The sequence below is a fragment of the Amycolatopsis sp. NPDC049252 genome, from assembly GCF_043197175.1.
In the GTDB taxonomy this organism is placed as follows: Bacteria; Actinomycetota; Actinomycetes; order Mycobacteriales; family Pseudonocardiaceae; genus Amycolatopsis.
The window spans coordinates 194728-211638 of record NZ_JBICSQ010000002.1 but is presented as its reverse complement, the minus strand read 5'-3'; the positions used below and the strand labels follow the sequence as shown (position 1 = coordinate 211638).

Here is a 16911-nt window from a genome sequence, read left to right as displayed (position 1 = left end):
CGTCAGGACGCGCGGCTCAACGAGGGATCCCGGGACCAAGCAATACTGAACCCATGCTGTGCGTCTTCGACGTCAACGAGACCCTGCTCGACCTCGCCGCGCTCGACGAGACCATCGGCAGCCCCGCGCTGCGGCGCGAGTGGTTCGGGCTGGCCATCCACACGGTCCTGACCGTGACGGCGTCCGGTGGCTACCGCGACTTCGCGGGCATCGCCGGCCAGGCCGCCGTCGAGGTCGCCGCCCGCCACGGCCGGGAGCTGACCCCGGACGAGCTCACCGCGATCGGCGACGGCCTGCGCTCGCTCCCGGCCCACCCGGACGTCGTGGCGGGCCTGACGAAGCTGCGCGAAGCCGGCCACGACGTCGTCGCCCTGACGAACTCGCCGCTCGCCACGGCCGAGGCGCAGCTGCAGAACTCCGGGCTGGCCCCGCTGCTCGACCGGATCTTCTCGGCCGAGCAGGCCGGCCGGCTCAAGCCCGCGCCGGAGCCGTACCGGCAGGTCCTCGACGCGTACGCACTCCAGCCGGGCGACGCGGTGATGGTCGCCGCGCACGACTGGGACATCGCGGGCGCGCAGGCAGCGGGCCTGCGGACGGCGTTGCTGACCCGCCCCGGCGTCCGCCCGCTGCCCGGCTCGCCCGCGCCCACCTACACCGCGTCGACCCTGCCGGAGCTGGCCGACCTGCTGGGTTAGTTACCCGGCTGGTTTACTCGGCGATCCGGACCAGCATCTTGCCGGTGTTCGCCCCGGACAGCAGGCCCAGGAAGGCCTCCGGCGCGTTGCGGATCCCGTCGACGAAGGTCTCCGAGTACTTGATCTCGCCGGAGTTGACCAGCGGCGCGATCTCGCTGACGAACTGCTGCTGCAGGCCCCAGTGGTCGAGCACGAGCAGGCCGCGGATGGTGAGCCGCTTGGCGATGATCTGCGAAAGGTTGCGCGGGGCCGGCGTCGGCTCGGTGGCGTTGTACTGGGAGATCATCCCGCACACCGCAATCCGGCCGTGCAGGGTGATCGCGTCGATCGCGGCTTCGAGGTGCTCACCGCCGACGTTGTCGAAGTAGACGTCGATGCCCTCCGGCGCCGCCTCGTGCAGCTGCTCGGCGACCGGCCCGTCCTTGTAGTTGAACGCGGCGTCGAAGCCGAGGTCCTCGACCAGGTGCCGGACCTTCTCCGCCGACCCCGCCGAGCCGATGACGCGCTTGGCGCCCTTGAGCTTCGCGAGCTGCCCGACCAGCGAGCCGACCGCGCCGGCCGCACCGGAGACGAACACCGTGTCACCCGGCTTGAACTCGGCGGACTCCAGCAGCCCCGCGTACGCGGTCAGGCCCGGCATGCCGAGCACACCGAGGTAGGTCGACAGCGGCGCGGCGGAGGCGTCCACCTTCACGAAGCGCTTGGCGTCGAGCACGGCGTGGGTCCGCCAGCCGGCCTGGTGCAGCACGTGGTCACCGGGCTTCACGTCGTCGACGTTCGACTCGACGACCTCACCGACCGCGCCGCCGGACATCACTTCGCCGACCTCGAAGGGCGGCGCGTACGACTTCACGTCGCGCATGCGCCCGCGCATCGCGGGGTCGACGCTCATGATCAGGTTGCGCACCAGGATCTGGCCCTCGCCCGGGCTGGGGATCTCGGTGTCCACGATGGCGAAGTTCTCGTCCGTGGGGACACCGTGCGGACGGGAAGCGAGCCGGATCTCGGTCGCCTGGGCGGGTGCGTTCACCGTCGAACTCCTAAGGTCGAGACGTCAAGCGGGGCAGGCGCCCCGGATTTCTCCCGGTACAACCGGGTAACCGGGGCGCGCATTCCGATTGTGACGGGCTACACGATCTCCGCAAGTTTTCCCAGAACGCCGTCGTAGATCTTCTTGAGCCCGCCGGGCGCGAAGGTCTTCTCGAAGAAGCCACCGATGCCGCCGGCACCGTCCCAGGTCGTCTCGATCCGGACCAGGCTCTTCTCGCCGGCCTCGTCGACGGTCCAGGTGGTGACCATGCTGGAGTTCGCATCGGTCTCGACCAGGGTGCCGGGCTTCGGCTCGCTGACGGTGGCCTTGACGTCGCGGACGCGCTTCGAGGTCGCCTGCAGCTTCCAGCCGGCCTTGGTCCCGGCGCCGACGCCGCCCTCGGTCACCTCGTAGTCGCGATAGTGCTCGGTGAGCAGCTTCGGGCGCGTTTCGGCGTAGTCCGCGACCAGCGCGCGAACCTTGTCGGCCGGGGCGTCGATCGTCCGCTCCGCGGTGGCCGTGACCTTTCCCATTGCACTCCTTCTCCCGAGGTACCCGATCAGCGTCGACCCTAGACCGCGAGCCCCCGGGCGGCGGAAAGGTCAGCCACTCCGACACCCCGGCGGCGGCCATCCCGGTTTCGGACGTGCCGACCGCTCGGAGGACAGCACGAGCGGTACCCGCCCGCACGATCCGAAAGCCACCGCGGACGCTCTGCTCGTACGCGATCCGGTAGTGCGCGACCGGCGGCCCCAGTGCGGAAATCACGGCGTCGCAACCGTCCACTGCAGACTTGAGCACCGCCGGATCGGCCGCGGTCAGGTCCGCACGCACGACGCCAACCGGCACCGTGACAGCGTCCGGATTCCGCACCACGACGGTAACTTCGTGCCCAGCGGCGAGAGCCTGGTCGAGCACATGGGCACCGGTCCGCCCGGTCGCGGCGAAAGGGTCAGTTTCACCGCCGCACCCCGAGGTGAGTGGCGTGGTCGGCAGCCCACCCGGTCACGGCGACGCGCCACCGCGAGCGGCGGCCCGCTCGGTCACCGCCGCGCACCGAAGTGGTCGGCTGTTCGTTCACCGCCGCACACCGAAGCGAGCCGCTTGGTCGGCGACCCACCCCCGTTCACCACGACATACCGAAGCCCGCAGCGCCGTCGACGGCCGTCCATCAACCACCACGCCCCAAAGTCCGCGGCGTGCTCGACACCCCCTTCGTTCACACGCCCCACCGAAGCCCGCAACGTCGTCGACGGCCGTCCATCAACCACCACGCCCCAAAGTCCGCGGCGTGCTCGACACCCCTTCGTTAACCACACCCGTCGAAACCCGCAACGTCGTCGACCGCCGCTCGCTCACTGCCACACCCCGAACCAGGCGGCCTGGCCGGCGACCCACCCATTCACCGCGACCACCCGAGCGCGCAGCGCGCTCGGCCACCCACTCGGTGGACGCGCACTGAAATCGGCGGCGTGGCCGGCAGCCAGCCGGTCACCACGCCCCACCGAAACCGGCGACGTGCTCAGCAGCCATCCGGTCATCCTGCCCCACCGAAATCGGCGATGTACTTGGCAGCCAGCCGGTCACCGCGCCCCGCCGAAGTCGGCGGCGTGGTCGGCGGCCCACTCGGCGAAGGTGCGCGCCGGGCGGCCGAGGATCTTCTCCACCTCGGCTGTCGGCGGGAACTGTGGCCGCGCGAGGTGCGCGGCGTAGCGGGCCATCATCGCGGTGACGAACGGTTCCGGGAGTCCGCCGGCCAGCATGCCCTTCGCCGCGATCGGCGCCGGGATCTCGTGGAACCGCAGGGGCCTCCCGAGCGCGGTGCCGATCTGCTGCACCATTTCCCGGTGGGACAACGACTCCGGACCGGTGAGATCGAGGCGCCGGCCGAGCAGGTCGCCGTCGAGGAGCGCTTTGACCAGCACCTCGGCCAGGTCACGTTCGTGGAGCGGCGACTCCTCGAAGTCCGCGTACACGTACCGCACCTCGTCACCGGCCAGGATCTGCCCACCCCACGCGGTGAGGGCGTTCAGTGCGAACGAGCTGGGCCGCAGGCTGACCCACTCCAAGCCGCTCGTGGCGGCCGCGTCGTCGGCCTCCTTGTTGCGGTCGCCGCGGAACCGCGACGGCTGTGCGTCGAGCCGGTCGTCCACATTGGCCGCGGCGAGCGCGACCACCCGGCGGACACCGAGGTCCCGCGCCAGCGCGACGACGTCGTACGCGGCGTCGCCGACGGCGCGAGTGAAGGAACAGCGCGTCCGCGCCGCGAAGCGCGTTCTCGAGGGTTTCCGGCCGTTGCGGGTCACCTTCGACGACCTCGACGTCCGCCGGGAAGCCCGCGTCCTCGGGCGAGCGCGTGACGACGCGGACTTCGCGACCCTTCAGTTCGGCGACAAGCAGACGACCGACCAAGCCGGTCGCCCCGGTGAGCGCGATCATGAGGGAACCCCTTCCCCTGGGTTACGCTTGTGCCTGAAGTTCAGATGATACGAGGAGCATATCATATGAGTTCCGTAGCAGAGGACGGGGCGGATGCCGCGCGCCGTCATCGGCGGGCGACCGTGACCGTCAAGGAGTCGCTGCGTGAACTGCGGAACCAGCTTTCGCTGCTGAACCACCAGGTCAGCTCCCACCTGAAGCTCAAGGACGTCGACCTGGACTGCCTCGAGCTGATCGCCCGGTACGGCCCGATGAGCCCGAGCGCGGTCGCCCGCGGCGCGGGTCTGCACCCGGCGACGATGACCGGGATCCTCGACCGGCTGCAGAAGGGCGGCTGGATCGTCCGGGAGCGCGACCCGGAGGCGTCCGACCGGCGCGCGATCGCCGTGCGCGCGGTCCGTGGCCGCAACGCCGAGCTGTTCCGGCTGTATTCGGGCATGAACGCCGCGCTGGACGAGATCTGCGACGAGTACAGCGAAGCCGAACTGGACCTGATCGCCGACTTCCTCCGCCGCGCGAGGACGGCGGGCGACGTGGCGACGGGTGATCTGGCCAACAGCTGACCTGGGCTTTTGTGTGTTCTACTCGCAGCGTGGCGGGAGACATGTGGGTGGCCGGGGACGCGTACGAGGCCTACATCGGGCGGTGGAGCCGGCGCGTCGCGGAGACGTTCGTCAGGCAGCTCGGCGCCCCGGCGAGCCGCCGCTGGCTGGACGTCGGCTGCGGCACCGGCGCGCTGACGTCGGCGGTGCTGGCCGCAGGCGATCCCGCGGAAGTGGTCGGCGTGGACCCGTCCGAGCAGTTCCTGAAGACCGCCCGCGCCGGCGTCGCCGACCCGCGGGTGACGTTCCAGGTCGCGGACGCGCGCTCGCTGCCGTTCGAAGGCGACCGCTTCGACGTCGTCGTGACCGGCCTGGTCCTCAACTTCGTCCCCGACCCGGCATCAGCCGCCGCTGAGATCGCCCGAGTGACCGCCCCGGGCGGCCTGGCCGCCGCGTACGTCTGGGACCTCGCCGAAGGCATGCAGCTGATCCGGCACTTCTGGGACGCCGCCCGCGAGCTCGACCCGGCGGTGCCCGACGAAGGCCGCCTGTTCCCGCTGTGCCGGCCGGAGCCGCTAGGCCGCCTGTGGACCCAGGCGGGCTTCGAAGGGGTGTCCGTCAGGGAGATCAAGGTCCCGACGGTGTTCACCGGCTTCGACGACTACTGGACGCCGTTCCTCGGCGGCCAGGGTCCGGCACCGGCGTACCTCATGACGCTCCCCGAAGCACGCCGCTCGCAGCTACGCGAGCTGCTGCGCAGCCGGCTGCCGACCAGCCCGGACGGCTCGATCCCGCTGTCGGCCCGCGCCTGGGTCGTGCGCGGCACGGCGACCGCATGACGAAGGCCGCCCCTTCCGGGACGGCCTTCGCGCGGTGGGTCAGAGACCGGCCTGGGACAGCCAGTCCTTCGCGACGTCGGCGGCCTTCTCGCCGTCGGAGTCGACGCGCTTGTTCAGGTCCCGCATGACGTCGGTCGTCAGCTTCGCACTCACCGCGTTGACGGCGTTGGCGAAGTCGGCGCCGCGCTCGTCGAGCACCTTCTTGTTCACCGCCGGCACGACGTTCTCGGTCGGCACGATGTTCAGGTCGTCCTTGAGCACGGTGTAGTTCGAGTCACCGGTCAGCGGGCTGACCGAGTCGACCGGGATCACCGTGACGGCACCGGACTTGAGCTGCTCGACCCGCGGCCCGGCTTCCTGGATCGTCTGGAAGGTGGCGTTCGTCAGCTTGTAGACGTCCTTGAAGCCCTGGAAACACGGAAGGCGCTTCTCGCACTCCGGCGGGCCCGCCATGACGACCTTGTCCAGTTTCTTCAGGTCGCTGACCGAGGCGATGCCCTTGTCCTTGGCCAGGTCGGACTTGACGATGTAGGTGTTCTTGTCCTCGGCCGCGGCGAAGTTCAGCAGCGAGACGCCGCTGGGCTCGAACAGCTTCGCGAGCTGGTCGTGCTCCTCCTGCGCGGTCTTTCCCGCGTCCTTGCCGAAGCCAGTGGTGATCGCCGCGCCCTGGTACTCCGGGATGAACTGCAGCTCACCGGACTTCAGCGACGGGTAGATCAGCTCACGCGAGCCCAGGTTGAGCTTGCGTGTCACCGGGTAGCCCTTGGCCTCCAGCGCCTGCGCGTAGATCTCGGCGAGGATCTGGCTGTCGGTGAAGTTGAAGGAGGCGACGACGATCGGCGCCCCACCCTTGCTCTGCGCGGCGGGCTTGTCACCGCTGTCGCTGCCACCACCACAGGCGGCCAAGCCGAGCGTCGCCGCGACGGCCACCGCCACCACGGACGCGTTCCGGAACCAGCGCACGAATCCCCACTCCCTCATCACTCGAACAGACGAAAGGACCCTAGCCCGACCCACCGACAACTATCCACATGTTGGGAGATGACGCCCAGAATTCCCAGCCTGCGGAATTTCACCGCCCGATCGGGGTAGGGTCGGCCGGTGCATGTGACCGCGGTGACCCCGTTGGCCGCCGACAGCGGACCGCCGATCTTCCAGTGGCGCTGGGTCGATCGCAACGCCGACGACATCGCCCAGCGCCTCGTCGAGCACATCTCGCTCACCGGTGCCGCACTCGGTATCGGCCTGGTCGTCTCGATCGCGCTGGCGGTGTTTTCGCTGCGCTTCCGCTGGTCGTACGGGGTCATCCTGAGCACCGCGGGCGCGTTGTACGTGATCCCGAGCCTCGGCGCGTTCGCCGTGCTGGTGCCGTTCTTCGGGCTGACGTTCGTGACCGCGATGATCCCGCTCGCGACGTACACGTTGCTCATCCTGGTCCGCAACATCGTCACCGGCGTCGACCAGGTGCCCAACGAGGTCCGCGAGGCCGCGATCGGCATGGGCTACACGCGCGGCAGGCTGCTGTGGCAGATCGAGCTGCCGCTGGCCCTGCCGGTGGTCATCGCCGGCCTGCGCGTGGCCGCCGTGACCACCATCGGCCTGGTCACGGTCACCTCGATGCTCGGCCTCGGCGGACTGGGCTACTTCATCCGCGCCGGCATCCAGACGGCCACCCCCAACCCGACGGAGATCATCGTCGGCGTGGTGCTGTCGGTGGTCTTGGCCGTGGTCGTCGACCTGATCCTCTGGTTCAGCGAACGCCTGCTGGCCCCCTGGAGCCGGAAGGTGCGGGCGCGATGAGCTTCTTCGACCAGCTGAACGCGTGGCTGTCCGACCCCAACCGCTGGAGCTGGACCGACAAGGCCGGCATCCCCTACCGGACGCTCGAGCACCTCAGGTTCTCCCTCCTCGCCCTCGTGGTCGCGGCCGTGCTGACGATCCCGGCGGCCCTGTGGCTGGCCCACTACCGCCGGGGTGCGTTCCTCGCGAGCAGCGCGGTCAACATCGGCCGCGCGATCCCGAGTTTCGGCCTGATCATCCTGTTCTGGTTCCTGGCCAGCCGCTGGGAGCTGGACACGACGTTCTGGCCCCTCCTGCTGGCGCTGGTCGCCCTGGCGATGCCGCCGTTGTTCACCAACACCTACGCCGGCGTGGTCTCCCTGGAGCAGGAGACGGTGGACGCCGCCCGCGGCACGGGCTACCGCGAGTGGCAGATCATGCTGCGGCTCGAGCTCCCGCTGGCGTCGCCGATCATCCTGGCGGGCGCCCGCGTCTCGTTCCTCCAGCTGATCGCCACGGTCGCGATCGGCGCGATCGTCAACGACGGCGGCGGCCTCGGCCGCTACATCGTGGACGGCTTCGCGTTGGGCGCTCAGGGTTACGGCGAGATCTTCGCCGGCGGCCTGGCTGCCGTGGTCCTGGCGCTGGCGTGCGACGGCGCGTTCGCGTTGATCACCCGCCTCGCCACACCGCGTGGCCTCGCCCTCCAGAACGCCCGCCGCGACTAGAACGCACCGGTCAGGATCAGCACACCGAGCGCGATCAGCGTCACGGGCAGCACCACGTGCCCCCAGCGCGCGAGGACCCGTGCCACGCCCGGTCGGGTCGCGAGGTACCGGCCGACCACGCACCACGCCGCGACGCCCACCAGGAACACCACGCCGTAACCGACCAGGCCCGGGAGCCCGGTCGCCGCGAACGCGGGCACGTACACGCCGATGTTGTCGCCGCCGTTGGCGAAGCACACCACCGCGACCGCGAGCACGCCACTCGCCGGAGCCGGCTCGGTTTCGTCCCTGCGCCACGCCTGCCAGGCCGCGCGGATCCCGAGCAGCACCGGCAGGACGCCCAGCCAGCGGACGGCACCTTCCGGCAGCAGCCCCGCTCCGAGTGCACCGGCGACCGACGCGGCCAAGATCGCCGCGAAGCCGAGGAACTGCCCGGCCACGACCTTGAGCTCGCCGCGACGCCCGGCCGCCTGGCCGAAGAACACCGCGAGCAGCACCAGGTCGTCGACGTTCGTCACGGCGAACATCGCGACCGCACGCCCGATCAGCCCGGCGTCCACACCCACCCCTCCCGGAAGTCCGCTTGGCCGGGGCCGACGCGGCACAGGACGATTCTGCCCATGATCGCCGTCAAGCGCCGCGGCTACACCGGCCCGGAGGACCGGCGGGCCATGCAGGCGCCGGCCCAGCGGATCTGGTCGCCGTCGAGTTCGGTGCACGTCGGGGACCTCGTGTGGCAGCGGTTCCAGCACGTCGGCCGGTAAGCCGGGTGGCCGACCGCGCTGTGGGAAGCAGGAAGCGATGTCGTGGCCTGGGGCCGGGTTTCGCTATCCGGTGAACTGGCGCTGCTCGTTGATCCCGCGCGCCCCGGACTCGCGTCCGAGGTGCTCGGCTGGTTCGAGGACACGGCTGCCGCCGCCGAGAAGCCTGTCGTCGCCGCGTTGGAGCGAAGCGGTTACGCGCTTCAAGAGGGTCCCGTTTTCCAGTCGTACATGTCTCACCTCCTCGAAGATCTGCCGGAACCGGTGGTGCCCGGCGGGGTTCACCGTCCGCCCGGTCGGCGCGGACGATCTGGCGCGGCGCGTGGCCGTGCATCGTGCGGTGTGGCACCCCTCGCGGGTGACCGAAGCGAGTTACCGCAACGTCATGACGGCCTGGCCTTACTGCGGCCGACTGGACTGGGCCGTGGAAGCACCCGACGGCCGGATCGCCGCCCAGTGCCTGATCTGGCTTGAAGAACACAACGCCGTCGGCGAACTGGAGCCCGTCGGAACCTTGCCGGAGTTCCGTCGTAAGGGCCTGGCCCGCTCGGTGTGCCTCGCCGCGCTGCACGTGTCGCCGCGCCCGCAAAGTCCGTGATCGGTCACCCGAAATCCCCAGCTGCCCTCCCGTTGTACCGCGATCTCGGCTTCCGCCCTTGTGCGCGCACCCTCACCTTCACCCGGACCCACCGGCGTATCCCTCCTTCCTCGGGGTCCGCGTCCCCGGAGGGCGCACACCGACGAACGTAGCGGCCGCGGCGTCCGGCCTGTCCGATTCGAGGGCGGTTCCCGGCCGGTTGTCCACATCGGGACCGGCCTGTGGACAACTCGGTGGTTTCCCTTGCGCGGCCCGGAATTGTCGGCACCGGCCGATAGACCCGAGACCGGGGGCGCCCCCACGCGCGCGGAGCTAAAGGAAGCAAAGCCTGGCGCTTTAAGGAAGTTCGGTGACCTGGACGCCGTCAACCGGCTCGGCAGGCGGCGATCAGGCGCTCGATCTCGGGGCCGAGCGGGCGATCCTCGTCCAGGGGTGGCACCACCGACCGCACCCATTCGTACGACTCGCGAAGCCCCGCGGCACCTTCGCCCCCGGCCAAATACCGGGCCTGGGAGCCCGTGACCAGCTCGCACGCCGTGATCGCGAACAGGTGGGCCGCCGCCGAACGCAGCTGCTCCCCCGCCGCCCACGCAAACGCTTGCACGTCCTCTTGGCCGGCTGAGGTGTCGATCGAACCGAGCGTCGCCGGTGCGGCGAGACGGCGCAGCGCGTGCAGCTCGCCCACCGCGCGCTTGTGCAGCGGCACCAGACCGGCACGCGGCCCGGGATCGGCCGTGAGCTGCGGTGGGAGGCCACTGAAGCGCTCGTCGAGCAGCCGGTGCGTCCGCTGCACCGACACCTCCCCGAGGTGCACCAGCGCCGCCGTCAGCGCGTCCATCCGCAGCCCGAGGTCCACCGCGTGATAGCCGGTGCCCGGCACGAATTCGCCGTCGACGAACGACGGCGAATCCCCGGGCATCGACTCCCAGCGCAGCCACGTCTCGCGCAGGTCCGCGGCGACGCGGCTCGCGTGAGCCAGCACTCGCGGCGCGACCCGCACCGAGAGCGGTGCCTGGACGACGTCCGGGCGCACAAAACCGCCGCTGACCAGGTGGTTCAGTTTCTCCAGCAACTTCCGCAGCTGGTCGTCGCCGCCAGCCATCACTGGTGAGAACACCGCGCGGGGCGCGCCGAGAACGTCGATCGAGACGGCCGCCGTCAACGTCTGCAGGTGGATCAGCCGCCCCGCCTCCGCCCAGCCGCGCTGCGCGAGCATCACGGCCAGCGGCGACCCCTGGATCAGGGACGCGCCTTCCTTCGGGCCGAGGACGTACGGCTCGGCACCACGCGCGGCGAGCGCCTCGGCCGCGGGCGTCTCGACGCCGTTCTCGAGGACCGTGCCGATCCCCAGGAAAGTCTGGAAAGCGTGCGACAACGGGATGATTTCGCCCGAACTGCCCAGCCCGGTACGCGGAACCGCGGGGGTGAAGCCGTCGTTCAGCCGGTCGACCAGGAACTGCACCAGGTCCGCGCTCACGCCCGACCACGGGCGCAGGAAGTCGCGCAGCCGCAGGACAAGCAGCGCGCGGACGTCCTCCGCCGGCAACCACGGCGGCCCGCCGACGGCCCGGCCGATCAGCAGGTTGCGCTGGTGTTCGGCCTGCTGGCGCGCGTCGAGCGCGACACCCGCGAGGCGACCCATCCCGGTGTTGACGCCGTAGACCGGGTTTTCACCCGTTCGAAGGGCCGTCAAGACCTCGTTCCGGCGCCTCTCCAAGGCTTCTACCAGCGGTTTGTCCAGAACCAACCGTTCACCGTCGGCGAAATCGCTTCCGGTGATCATCATCGGTACGGCAGCATGGTGCCGACGCCGGAAGCCTCGGCACGGGCCAGGATCATGTTCGCCACCGCGACGTCCGTTGTGGACAGTCCGCGGTGCCAGAACAGGATGCGCTCGGCGTCGTGCTCGCGGCCGGGCTTCTTGCCGGCCACGATGTCGCCGATCTCGGCGTGGACCCCGTCCGCGGTGAGGAGGCCGGCGTTGAGCTGCGGGCGCAGGGCGCCGAATCGCGGGTTGCCGGACTGCGATTCACGCCAATCGTCGACGACGACCTTGTCGACGTCCTCGAGCAGCGTGAGCTCCAACGCGCTGATCGTGCCGTAGGGCACCAGGAAAGTGCCCGGCCGGAGGTACTCGCGGCGCACCAGCGCCTCGGGTTCGACCAGCCGGGAGGCCTCGACCTGGATGTCCGCGCCGTCCAGGGTCTCCTCGGCCGTGGCGCAGACGCGGACGTCCTTGCCGAGCCGCTCGGACAGCCGGCGGCCGAAGCCCTCACGTGACTCCGGGCGCTTGCTGGTCACGCGGATCTCGGCGAAGTCGAACAACGAGTCCAGCAGCACGACGTTCCACCAGGCCGTACCGCGGGCGCCGATGTGCCCGAGCACGCGCGAATCCGGGCGGGCGAGGTACTTCGCGCCGACGGCGGTCATCGCGCCGGTGCGGGCTTCGGTGATCATCGTGCCGTCGACGATCGCCCGCGGCATGCCGGTGTCCGGGTCCAGCAGCAGGATCAGAGCCATCTCCGAAGGGAGGCCCCGTTCGAAGTTCCCCACGAAGTCACCGACGACCTTCACGCCACTGACCTGCTTCGCCGACAGGTGGCCACGAAGGATGTTGAAGTGGCCCTTGCCACCGTTGTCCGGCACGAGGTGGGTGCGCGGCTCGAAGACGACCTGACCGCGGCCGTGGTCGGCGAGCACGTCTTCGACCGCACCGACGATGTCCGCGTCCGTGACGCCGAGCGAGTCGATGTCGGCGCCGGTCAGGTACCGGAGCCAGACCGACGTCACTGCGCGAGACCCTCGATGACCTCGGCCCCGGGCAGCGCGGCCAGCGCGGCGCCGGAGATCAGCAGCTTGCTGCCGCGGATCCCGCTGCCGATGACCAGCTCGGCCGCGTCAGCGACGGCCTTGTCGATCAGGATCGGCCACTCGGCGGGCAGGCCGACGGGCGTGATGCCGCCGTACTCCATCCCGGTGAGTGAGACGGCTTCGTCCATCGGCGCGAACGACGCCTTGCGGACGTCGAGGCGGCGCTTGATCACGCCGTTGACGTCGGCGCGGGTCGTCGCGAGCACGAGCGCAGCCGCGAAGCGGACTTCGCCGGAGCGCTTGCCCGCGACGACGACGCAGTTCGCGGACGCCGTCAGCGGCGAGCCGTAGGCCTCGCAGAAGGCGGCGGTGTCGGCCAGCGACGGGTCGATTTCCGTGACGCCGAGGGCATCCGGTTCGGCGAGCGCGGTCAGCGCCTTGGCGACGGGCTCGGCGAGGAGGTCAGTACGCGTGGGTGCGGGAACGACGGTCAGGCTCCCGGCGATGGTCCAGGTCACGACCCCATTAAAACAGCGCCCCCGCCGAGTGCGGCGGGGGCGGGAAGGAGCTCACCAGGTGGAGCCGCCGCGCTGGACCTCGATGAGTTTGGGGCGGACGTCCACGATGTAGACGAGCGACGCCGCGGCCGCGGGCACCCAGAAGATCATGCCCGGGGAGAAGGGATCCAGGTAGAACAGCACCATCGCCAGGGTGGCCCCGCCGGTGATCAGCATCCAGATGGGCTTGGACTTGCGGTCGGCCGCGGAGTACGCGTCGGCACGCTGGAGCAGCGCGTGCACGAAGGCGAAGAGCCCGACCAGCGCGCTGCCCCAGTGGATGACTTCGATGATCCAGACGGCGACTAGCACAGCCACAGCTTACGGCAAACCGCCCGTACGACCCCGGCCCCGCCACCGAGGGGACGATGGCGGGGCCGGGGGTTCACGGCGTTTTTACTTGTCGGCCTTCGGCGCGGCCGGCTTCTTCGCGGCGGTGCTGGTGGTGCTGGTGGTGGTCCGGCGGGCCGGGGCGGCCGTCTTCGGGGCCGTCTTGTTCGCGACCTTGCGGGACACCGAGCGGGTCTCGTGGGCGACGTCGTCACCCAGCTCCTCGACGGCCTCGGCGGCTTCGCCGGCGACCTCGGTCACCTTGCGGGCGGTCTTCTCGCCGACCGAGCGGGTGCGCTTGGTGAAGGTGCCCAGCACGCCGTCGACGCGCTCACGCACCTCGGTGGTGACCCCCTCGACCTGGCCCTGCGCGGTGGTCAGGGCCTCCTCGAGCTGCTCGATGGCCTTCTTGACCTGCGGCTGGGCGGAGAACTTGTCCCACGCCTGCTCGCCCGACTCGGCCAGCTTGTTGTACAGCTTCAGCGCGGCCTCGGTGTACTCGTCGATGACCTTGCGCAGCTCGGCCGGGTCCAGCTTCTCGCGGAGGCTCTCGACGTCGGTCGGCAGCTCCTGCAGGTTCTTGCGGGCGGTCTCGCTGCTCTTGGTCACGTTCTCGCGGGCCTTGGCCACGGCGTCGGTGACGGCCTGGCCGGCCAGGTTGCCGGCGCCGAGCGCGGCGAGCAGCGGGGTGCGGACCTGGTCGAGGGCAGTGTTGACGGCCTTCTTGACGTCTTCGGTCTTGGGGGTGGTCATGCTGACTCCTTCTTGGTGTCTGCGGCTGGTGTGGTGTCTGGGGTGTCTGCGGTGGGGGATTCGGCGGCCGGCCGTGCCGCGGCGTTCTCCCGCCGGAAGGACTCGTAGACGTCGAGCAGGACCTGCTTCTGCCGTTCGGTCAGCTCGGCGTCGGCGCGAATCGCGTCGCCCACCGGACCACCCGTCGGCAGATCGAGGATCCCGGCCTGCACATACAGCGCCTCGGCTGAAATGCGCAGTCCCTTGGCGATCTGCTGCAGGATCTCGGCGCTGGGCTTGCGCACCCCGCGCTCGATCTGGCTCAGGTACGGGTTGGACACTCCGGCGAGCTTCGACAGCTGGCGCAACGAGATCTTCGCGGTGTTGCGCTGCTGGCGGATGTACTCGCCGATGTCGGAAGCGATGTCCGCGACCTTCTCCATGGGGCTGCCGGATCCTGGCTGCGTCCCACCGGTTTCTGTCATCCGGTCACCTCCTCGCGACACCAACGACGCTACGCGCGTGTGCTAGCTATTGCAAGCACCCTGCTTGCAATAGCTGGTGTGGTGGTGCTCACCGCTAACGTGGTCGCATGACGAGCGCGGCCCGGCTGCGGCGACGGCTCGTCGAGCTGCTGCTCGACGAGGACGTCCTGCACGCCCCGGAATGGATCGCCGCGTTCCGCGCGGTCCCCCGCCACGTCTTCCTGCCGCGGTTCTTCACCGCGGCCGGCGGGCTGTGGTCAGCGGTCGAGCGCGGTGATCCCGGCTGGCTCGAGGCCGTCTACTCGCGCGACGTCCTGGTGACGCAGCTGGACGACGACCCCGGCCGTTGGGAGCTCGCCCGGACCTCCGGCCCGGTGACGGGCACCCCCACGAGTTCCTCGAGCATGCCCGCGATCATGGCGATCATGCTCGAAGAGCTGCGGGTGCGAGACGGGCACCGCGTGCTCGAGATCGGCACCGGCACCGGGTACAACGCCGCCCTGCTCAGCCACCGCTGCGGCGCCGGTCAGGTGTCCACAGTGGACATCGACCCCGGGCTCGTCGCCGACGCGCGTGATCGCCTGGCCGAGGCCGGTTACCGGCCGACGTGCGCGGTCGGCGACGGCGCACTCGGTTTTCCGGCGGGGACCGTCTTCGACCGGGTGCTGTGCACGGCGTCGGTGACGTCGATCCCGCCGGCGTGGCTGGAGCAGACGGTGCCGGGCGGCCTGATCGTGACGACGCTGAACCGGCCGATCGGCGCTGGACTGGTCCGGCTCGTCGTGGGCGAGGACGGCGCCGCACAGGGGCCGGTCCTCGCGCGCGACGGCCGTTTCATGCCGCTTCGCGCGCATCGGCTGCCGGACACCGAGCCGCTGCCGATGCCGTCGCGTGAAGACTGGGAGCAGACGCGGCTGCCGATGTCGACGTTGCTGCAGCCGCGCAGGCAGTTCGAGTTCTTCGCCGGGTTGTCGCTGCCGGGCGTCCGGGCGGTGCGGGAACACGACGGCGTCGACCCGGCCGCGGCGGGCGGCCCGGGCGAGGCCGGCATCGCCCTGGTGCACCCGGACGGCTCGTGGGTCCGCCACCGCAAACGCGCCGGCGCGCACGAGGTCGCCCAGGGCGGCCCGCGGGCGTTGTGGGAGGTCGCGGAAGCGGCGTACGTGGAGTGGTGCGAGCTGGACAAGCCGGAGCGCGACCGCTTCGGCGTGACGGTGGCCGGCGAGCGGCAGGAGTTCTGGCTCGACGCCCCGGACGGCCGCACCTGGCCGCTGGCCTGAGCCCCGCCGGCAGCTGCCCCGACGCCGCTGCCAAAGCAGCCCCGCCCGAAGCAACCGTCACAAGAGCAGCCCCCGCCCTTCCCGGGGGGCGTCCCCGATCCCAGCGTACCGCCGGTGACCTGGGAAAACGGGGTGCGCGGGAATCTGTGGACAACTTGCGGCCTGTGGATCGCGGACTTGACAACCGCGGCCAGCCCGGCCACTGCGGCCAGCCCGGCACCACTGCGGCCAGCCCGGCACCACTGCGGCCAGCCCGGGACAACCGCGGCCATGCAGGGACAACCGCGGCCAGCCAGGGACAACCGCGGCGGCCAGGGACAGCTCAGCCCGGCAAGTGGGAGCGGATCCACTTCTCCGCGTGATCCGCCGTGTCCTCCGCCTCGACGTCCGTGGTGTCGAAGACGTCCACGCCCGAGTTGCGGAGCCAGTCGTTGAACTCCAGCATCTCCTCGATCCGTGGCTCGTCCCACTCGCGCCACGCTGGACGGGCGCGCAAGCGGCGCCGCAGTGACTCCGCCGAGCTGACCAGGGCCAGGTAGTGGATCTCGCTGAAGAAGACGCGCTCCGGTAGCTGCTCGAACTCCGGGGGTGCGACCGTGCCGCAGAGGACGACCGGGCGGCCGTTCTGGTGCAGCATCGCCGCCATGCGGAGCCAGGCCGAGCGGAACGCCCAGACGTCGTCGCGCAGGGCGTCCGCCCACAGGACGTCCTGCTCCAGCACTACCACCTCGCCGGCGAAGCGCGACAACAACAAGGGCCCGACCGTCGACTTGCCGGCTCCGCTGGGGCCGGTCAGCGCGAACAGCGGCAGCCGCGTGAACGGCCACCGGTGTTCGCACCGCGCGCACGTCAGGACGGCGCCGGCCGCGACCGGGCGGGCTGCCCGGTCGCCGCACGACGGGCAGATCCGCAGGTCGAGCGTCACCTCAGTCGAAGAGGTTCTCGAGGAAGCCGCGCTTGCGGTGGCCGTGGCCGTACGGCCTCGGCGAATCCGCATACCCGCCCCGGTGCGGCCGCGGCGAGTCCGAGTAGCCCCCGCCGCGGTAGCCCTTCGGCGAGTCCGGGTGACCGCCCCGGTACGGGCGCGGCGAGTCGGCGCGGCCGTACTGCGGGACCGGCGCGCCGTACGGCGGTGGAACCTGGCCGTAGAAGGAGCTTTCCGCACCCGAGATGGCTTCGAGCTCACCGCGGTCCAGGAAGATCCCGCGGCAGCCCTCGCACTGGTCGATGTGGACGCCGTTCTTGTCCACGGTACGCATCTGGTTCTGACACTTCGGACAAATCACACATCCGAGACTACGCATA

Annotated in this window: 22 protein-coding genes and 1 pseudogene; 8 read left to right on the top strand and 15 right to left on the bottom strand. The window is 70.6% G+C overall.

The annotated features are described in order from the left end of the window. Window positions 1-53 precede the first annotated feature (53 nt). Window positions 54-695, top strand: coding sequence for a haloacid dehalogenase type II (locus tag ACGFMK_RS03900; RefSeq protein ID WP_392758190.1), 642 nt, complete (start codon window positions 54-56; stop codon window positions 693-695). A 13-nt stretch (window positions 696-708) separates the two neighbouring features. Here ACGFMK_RS03900 and ACGFMK_RS03895 read toward each other — a convergent pair whose 3' ends face one another. The 5 genes and pseudogenes from ACGFMK_RS03895 to ACGFMK_RS03875 all read right to left on the bottom strand — a co-directional run bounded on the left by ACGFMK_RS03895 (window position 709) and on the right by ACGFMK_RS03875 (window position 4164). Next, window positions 709-1725: an NADP-dependent oxidoreductase gene (locus tag ACGFMK_RS03895; protein WP_392758188.1), complete on the bottom strand. Its 1017-nt coding sequence runs from the start codon at window positions 1723-1725 to the stop codon at window positions 709-711. Window positions 1726-1823: 98 nt separating this feature from the next. Beyond that, complete coding sequence (locus ACGFMK_RS03890; RefSeq protein WP_392758187.1) at window positions 1824-2258, bottom strand: SRPBCC family protein; 435 nt, start codon at window positions 2256-2258, stop codon at window positions 1824-1826. A 121-nt stretch (window positions 2259-2379) separates the two neighbouring features. Next, a pseudogene (locus ACGFMK_RS03885) lies at window positions 2380-2721 on the bottom strand (NAD(P)H-binding protein); the annotation flags it as partial. 587 nt (window positions 2722-3308) lie between these two features. Next, complete coding sequence (locus tag ACGFMK_RS03880) at window positions 3309-3794, bottom strand: hypothetical protein (protein ID WP_392758185.1); 486 nt, start codon at window positions 3792-3794, stop codon at window positions 3309-3311. Beyond that, window positions 3715-4164, bottom strand: coding sequence for an SDR family oxidoreductase (locus tag ACGFMK_RS03875; protein ID WP_392758183.1), 450 nt, complete (start codon window positions 4162-4164; stop codon window positions 3715-3717). Before ACGFMK_RS03875 ends, ACGFMK_RS03880 begins: the two co-directional genes overlap by 80 nt. A 65-nt stretch (window positions 4165-4229) precedes the next feature. Here ACGFMK_RS03875 and ACGFMK_RS03870 point away from each other — a divergent pair, with 65 nt between their 5' ends. Both ACGFMK_RS03870 and ACGFMK_RS03865 read left to right on the top strand, forming a co-directional pair. Next, a complete protein-coding gene (locus ACGFMK_RS03870; RefSeq protein WP_392758182.1) occupies window positions 4230-4727 on the top strand; it encodes a MarR family winged helix-turn-helix transcriptional regulator in 498 nt (165 codons plus the stop codon). 29 nt (window positions 4728-4756) lie between these two features. Beyond that, the gene (locus ACGFMK_RS03865; RefSeq protein WP_392758180.1) at window positions 4757-5545 is read left to right on the top strand and encodes a class I SAM-dependent methyltransferase; all 789 of its coding nucleotides are present in this window, start codon (window positions 4757-4759) and stop codon (window positions 5543-5545) included. 39 nt (window positions 5546-5584) lie between these two features. Here the strand turns inward: ACGFMK_RS03865 and ACGFMK_RS03860 are convergent, their stop codons facing one another. Further along, entirely contained in the window at window positions 5585-6508 is a 924-nt protein-coding gene (locus tag ACGFMK_RS03860) for an ABC transporter substrate-binding protein (RefSeq protein ID WP_392758178.1), read from the bottom strand. A gap of 138 nt (window positions 6509-6646) precedes the next feature. Between ACGFMK_RS03860 and ACGFMK_RS03855 the strand changes: the two genes are divergently transcribed. After that, a complete protein-coding gene (locus ACGFMK_RS03855; protein WP_392758177.1) occupies window positions 6647-7345 on the top strand; it encodes an ABC transporter permease in 699 nt (232 codons plus the stop codon). Beyond that, entirely contained in the window at window positions 7342-8052 is a 711-nt protein-coding gene (locus tag ACGFMK_RS03850) for an ABC transporter permease subunit (RefSeq protein ID WP_323329294.1), read from the top strand. The genes ACGFMK_RS03855 and ACGFMK_RS03850 overlap by 4 nt, the downstream gene beginning before the upstream one ends. Here the strand turns inward: ACGFMK_RS03850 and ACGFMK_RS03845 are convergent. Then, the gene (locus ACGFMK_RS03845) at window positions 8049-8612 is read right to left on the bottom strand and encodes a cadmium resistance transporter (protein ID WP_392758176.1); all 564 of its coding nucleotides are present in this window, start codon (window positions 8610-8612) and stop codon (window positions 8049-8051) included. The genes ACGFMK_RS03850 and ACGFMK_RS03845 overlap by 4 nt on opposite strands. Window positions 8613-8672: 60 nt before the next feature. On the opposite strand from ACGFMK_RS03845, the gene ACGFMK_RS03840 reads away from it, so the two are divergent. Together ACGFMK_RS03840 and ACGFMK_RS03835 are read left to right on the top strand one after the other, a co-directional pair. Continuing rightward, window positions 8673-8816 carry a hypothetical protein gene (locus tag ACGFMK_RS03840; RefSeq protein ID WP_392758175.1) on the top strand — a complete coding sequence of 48 codons (144 nt, stop codon included), beginning with the start codon at window positions 8673-8675 and terminating at the stop codon, window positions 8814-8816. Between the two features lie 355 nt (window positions 8817-9171). Beyond that, entirely contained in the window at window positions 9172-9411 is a 240-nt protein-coding gene (locus tag ACGFMK_RS03835; RefSeq protein ID WP_392758173.1) for a GNAT family N-acetyltransferase, read from the top strand. A gap of 364 nt (window positions 9412-9775) precedes the next feature. Here the strand turns inward: ACGFMK_RS03835 and ACGFMK_RS03830 are convergent, their stop codons facing one another. From ACGFMK_RS03830 to ACGFMK_RS03805, 6 genes are all read right to left on the bottom strand, one after another. Then, window positions 9776-11197 carry an aromatic amino acid lyase gene (locus tag ACGFMK_RS03830; RefSeq protein ID WP_392758171.1) on the bottom strand — a complete coding sequence of 474 codons (1422 nt, stop codon included), beginning with the start codon at window positions 11195-11197 and terminating at the stop codon, window positions 9776-9778. Then, a complete protein-coding gene (locus tag ACGFMK_RS03825) occupies window positions 11194-12201 on the bottom strand; it encodes an ornithine cyclodeaminase family protein (protein ID WP_392758170.1) in 1008 nt (335 codons plus the stop codon). The genes ACGFMK_RS03830 and ACGFMK_RS03825 overlap by 4 nt, the downstream gene beginning before the upstream one ends. Further along, window positions 12198-12740 carry a YbaK/EbsC family protein gene (locus tag ACGFMK_RS03820; RefSeq protein WP_392758169.1) on the bottom strand — a complete coding sequence of 181 codons (543 nt, stop codon included), beginning with the start codon at window positions 12738-12740 and terminating at the stop codon, window positions 12198-12200. Before ACGFMK_RS03820 ends, ACGFMK_RS03825 begins: the two co-directional genes overlap by 4 nt. 51 nt (window positions 12741-12791) lie before the next feature. Next, window positions 12792-13091, bottom strand: coding sequence for a DUF2516 family protein (locus tag ACGFMK_RS03815; RefSeq protein ID WP_392758167.1), 300 nt, complete (start codon window positions 13089-13091; stop codon window positions 12792-12794). Window positions 13092-13175: 84 nt separating this feature from the next. After that, window positions 13176-13862: a hypothetical protein gene (locus ACGFMK_RS03810; protein ID WP_392758165.1), complete on the bottom strand. Its 687-nt coding sequence runs from the start codon at window positions 13860-13862 to the stop codon at window positions 13176-13178. Beyond that, entirely contained in the window at window positions 13859-14284 is a 426-nt protein-coding gene (locus ACGFMK_RS03805; protein ID WP_392758163.1) for a helix-turn-helix domain-containing protein, read from the bottom strand. Before ACGFMK_RS03805 ends, ACGFMK_RS03810 begins: the two co-directional genes overlap by 4 nt. Window positions 14285-14433: 149 nt before the next feature. Between ACGFMK_RS03805 and ACGFMK_RS03800 the strand changes: the two genes are divergently transcribed. Beyond that, entirely contained in the window at window positions 14434-15606 is a 1173-nt protein-coding gene (locus tag ACGFMK_RS03800) for a methyltransferase domain-containing protein (RefSeq protein WP_392758161.1), read from the top strand. Window positions 15607-15928: 322 nt separating this feature from the next. On the opposite strand, the gene ACGFMK_RS03795 is transcribed toward ACGFMK_RS03800, so the two are convergent. Together ACGFMK_RS03795 and ACGFMK_RS03790 are read right to left on the bottom strand one after the other, a co-directional pair. Further along, window positions 15929-16531, bottom strand: a complete 603-nt coding sequence (locus tag ACGFMK_RS03795; protein ID WP_392758159.1) for an ABC transporter ATP-binding protein — start codon at window positions 16529-16531, stop codon at window positions 15929-15931. A gap of 1 nt (window position 16532) precedes the next feature. Then, on the bottom strand, window positions 16533-16910 hold the full coding sequence (locus ACGFMK_RS03790) for a zf-TFIIB domain-containing protein (protein WP_392758157.1): 378 nt from the start codon (window positions 16908-16910) through the stop codon (window positions 16533-16535). Between the last annotated feature and the right edge of the window lies 1 nt (window position 16911).

Coding starts and splice junctions, on each gene's coding strand:
- ACGFMK_RS03900 (WP_392758190.1), top strand. CDS start 54: ATGCTGTGCGTCTTCGACGTCAACGAGACCCTGCTCGACCTCGCCGCG.
- ACGFMK_RS03890 (WP_392758187.1), bottom strand. CDS start 2,258: ATGGGAAAGGTCACGGCCACCGCGGAGCGGACGATCGACGCCCCGGCC.
- ACGFMK_RS03875 (WP_392758183.1), bottom strand. CDS start 4,164: ATGATCGCGCTCACCGGGGCGACCGGCTTGGTCGGTCGTCTGCTTGTC.
- ACGFMK_RS03870 (WP_392758182.1), top strand. CDS start 4,230: ATGAGTTCCGTAGCAGAGGACGGGGCGGATGCCGCGCGCCGTCATCGG.
- ACGFMK_RS03850 (WP_323329294.1), top strand. CDS start 7,342: ATGAGCTTCTTCGACCAGCTGAACGCGTGGCTGTCCGACCCCAACCGC.
- ACGFMK_RS03840 (WP_392758175.1), top strand. CDS start 8,673: ATGATCGCCGTCAAGCGCCGCGGCTACACCGGCCCGGAGGACCGGCGG.
- ACGFMK_RS03830 (WP_392758171.1), bottom strand. CDS start 11,197: ATGATGATCACCGGAAGCGATTTCGCCGACGGTGAACGGTTGGTTCTG.
- ACGFMK_RS03810 (WP_392758165.1), bottom strand. CDS start 13,862: ATGACCACCCCCAAGACCGAAGACGTCAAGAAGGCCGTCAACACTGCC.
- ACGFMK_RS03805 (WP_392758163.1), bottom strand. CDS start 14,284: ATGGAGAAGGTCGCGGACATCGCTTCCGACATCGGCGAGTACATCCGC.
- ACGFMK_RS03800 (WP_392758161.1), top strand. CDS start 14,434: ATGACGAGCGCGGCCCGGCTGCGGCGACGGCTCGTCGAGCTGCTGCTC.
- ACGFMK_RS03790 (WP_392758157.1), bottom strand. CDS start 16,910: ATGCGTAGTCTCGGATGTGTGATTTGTCCGAAGTGTCAGAACCAGATG.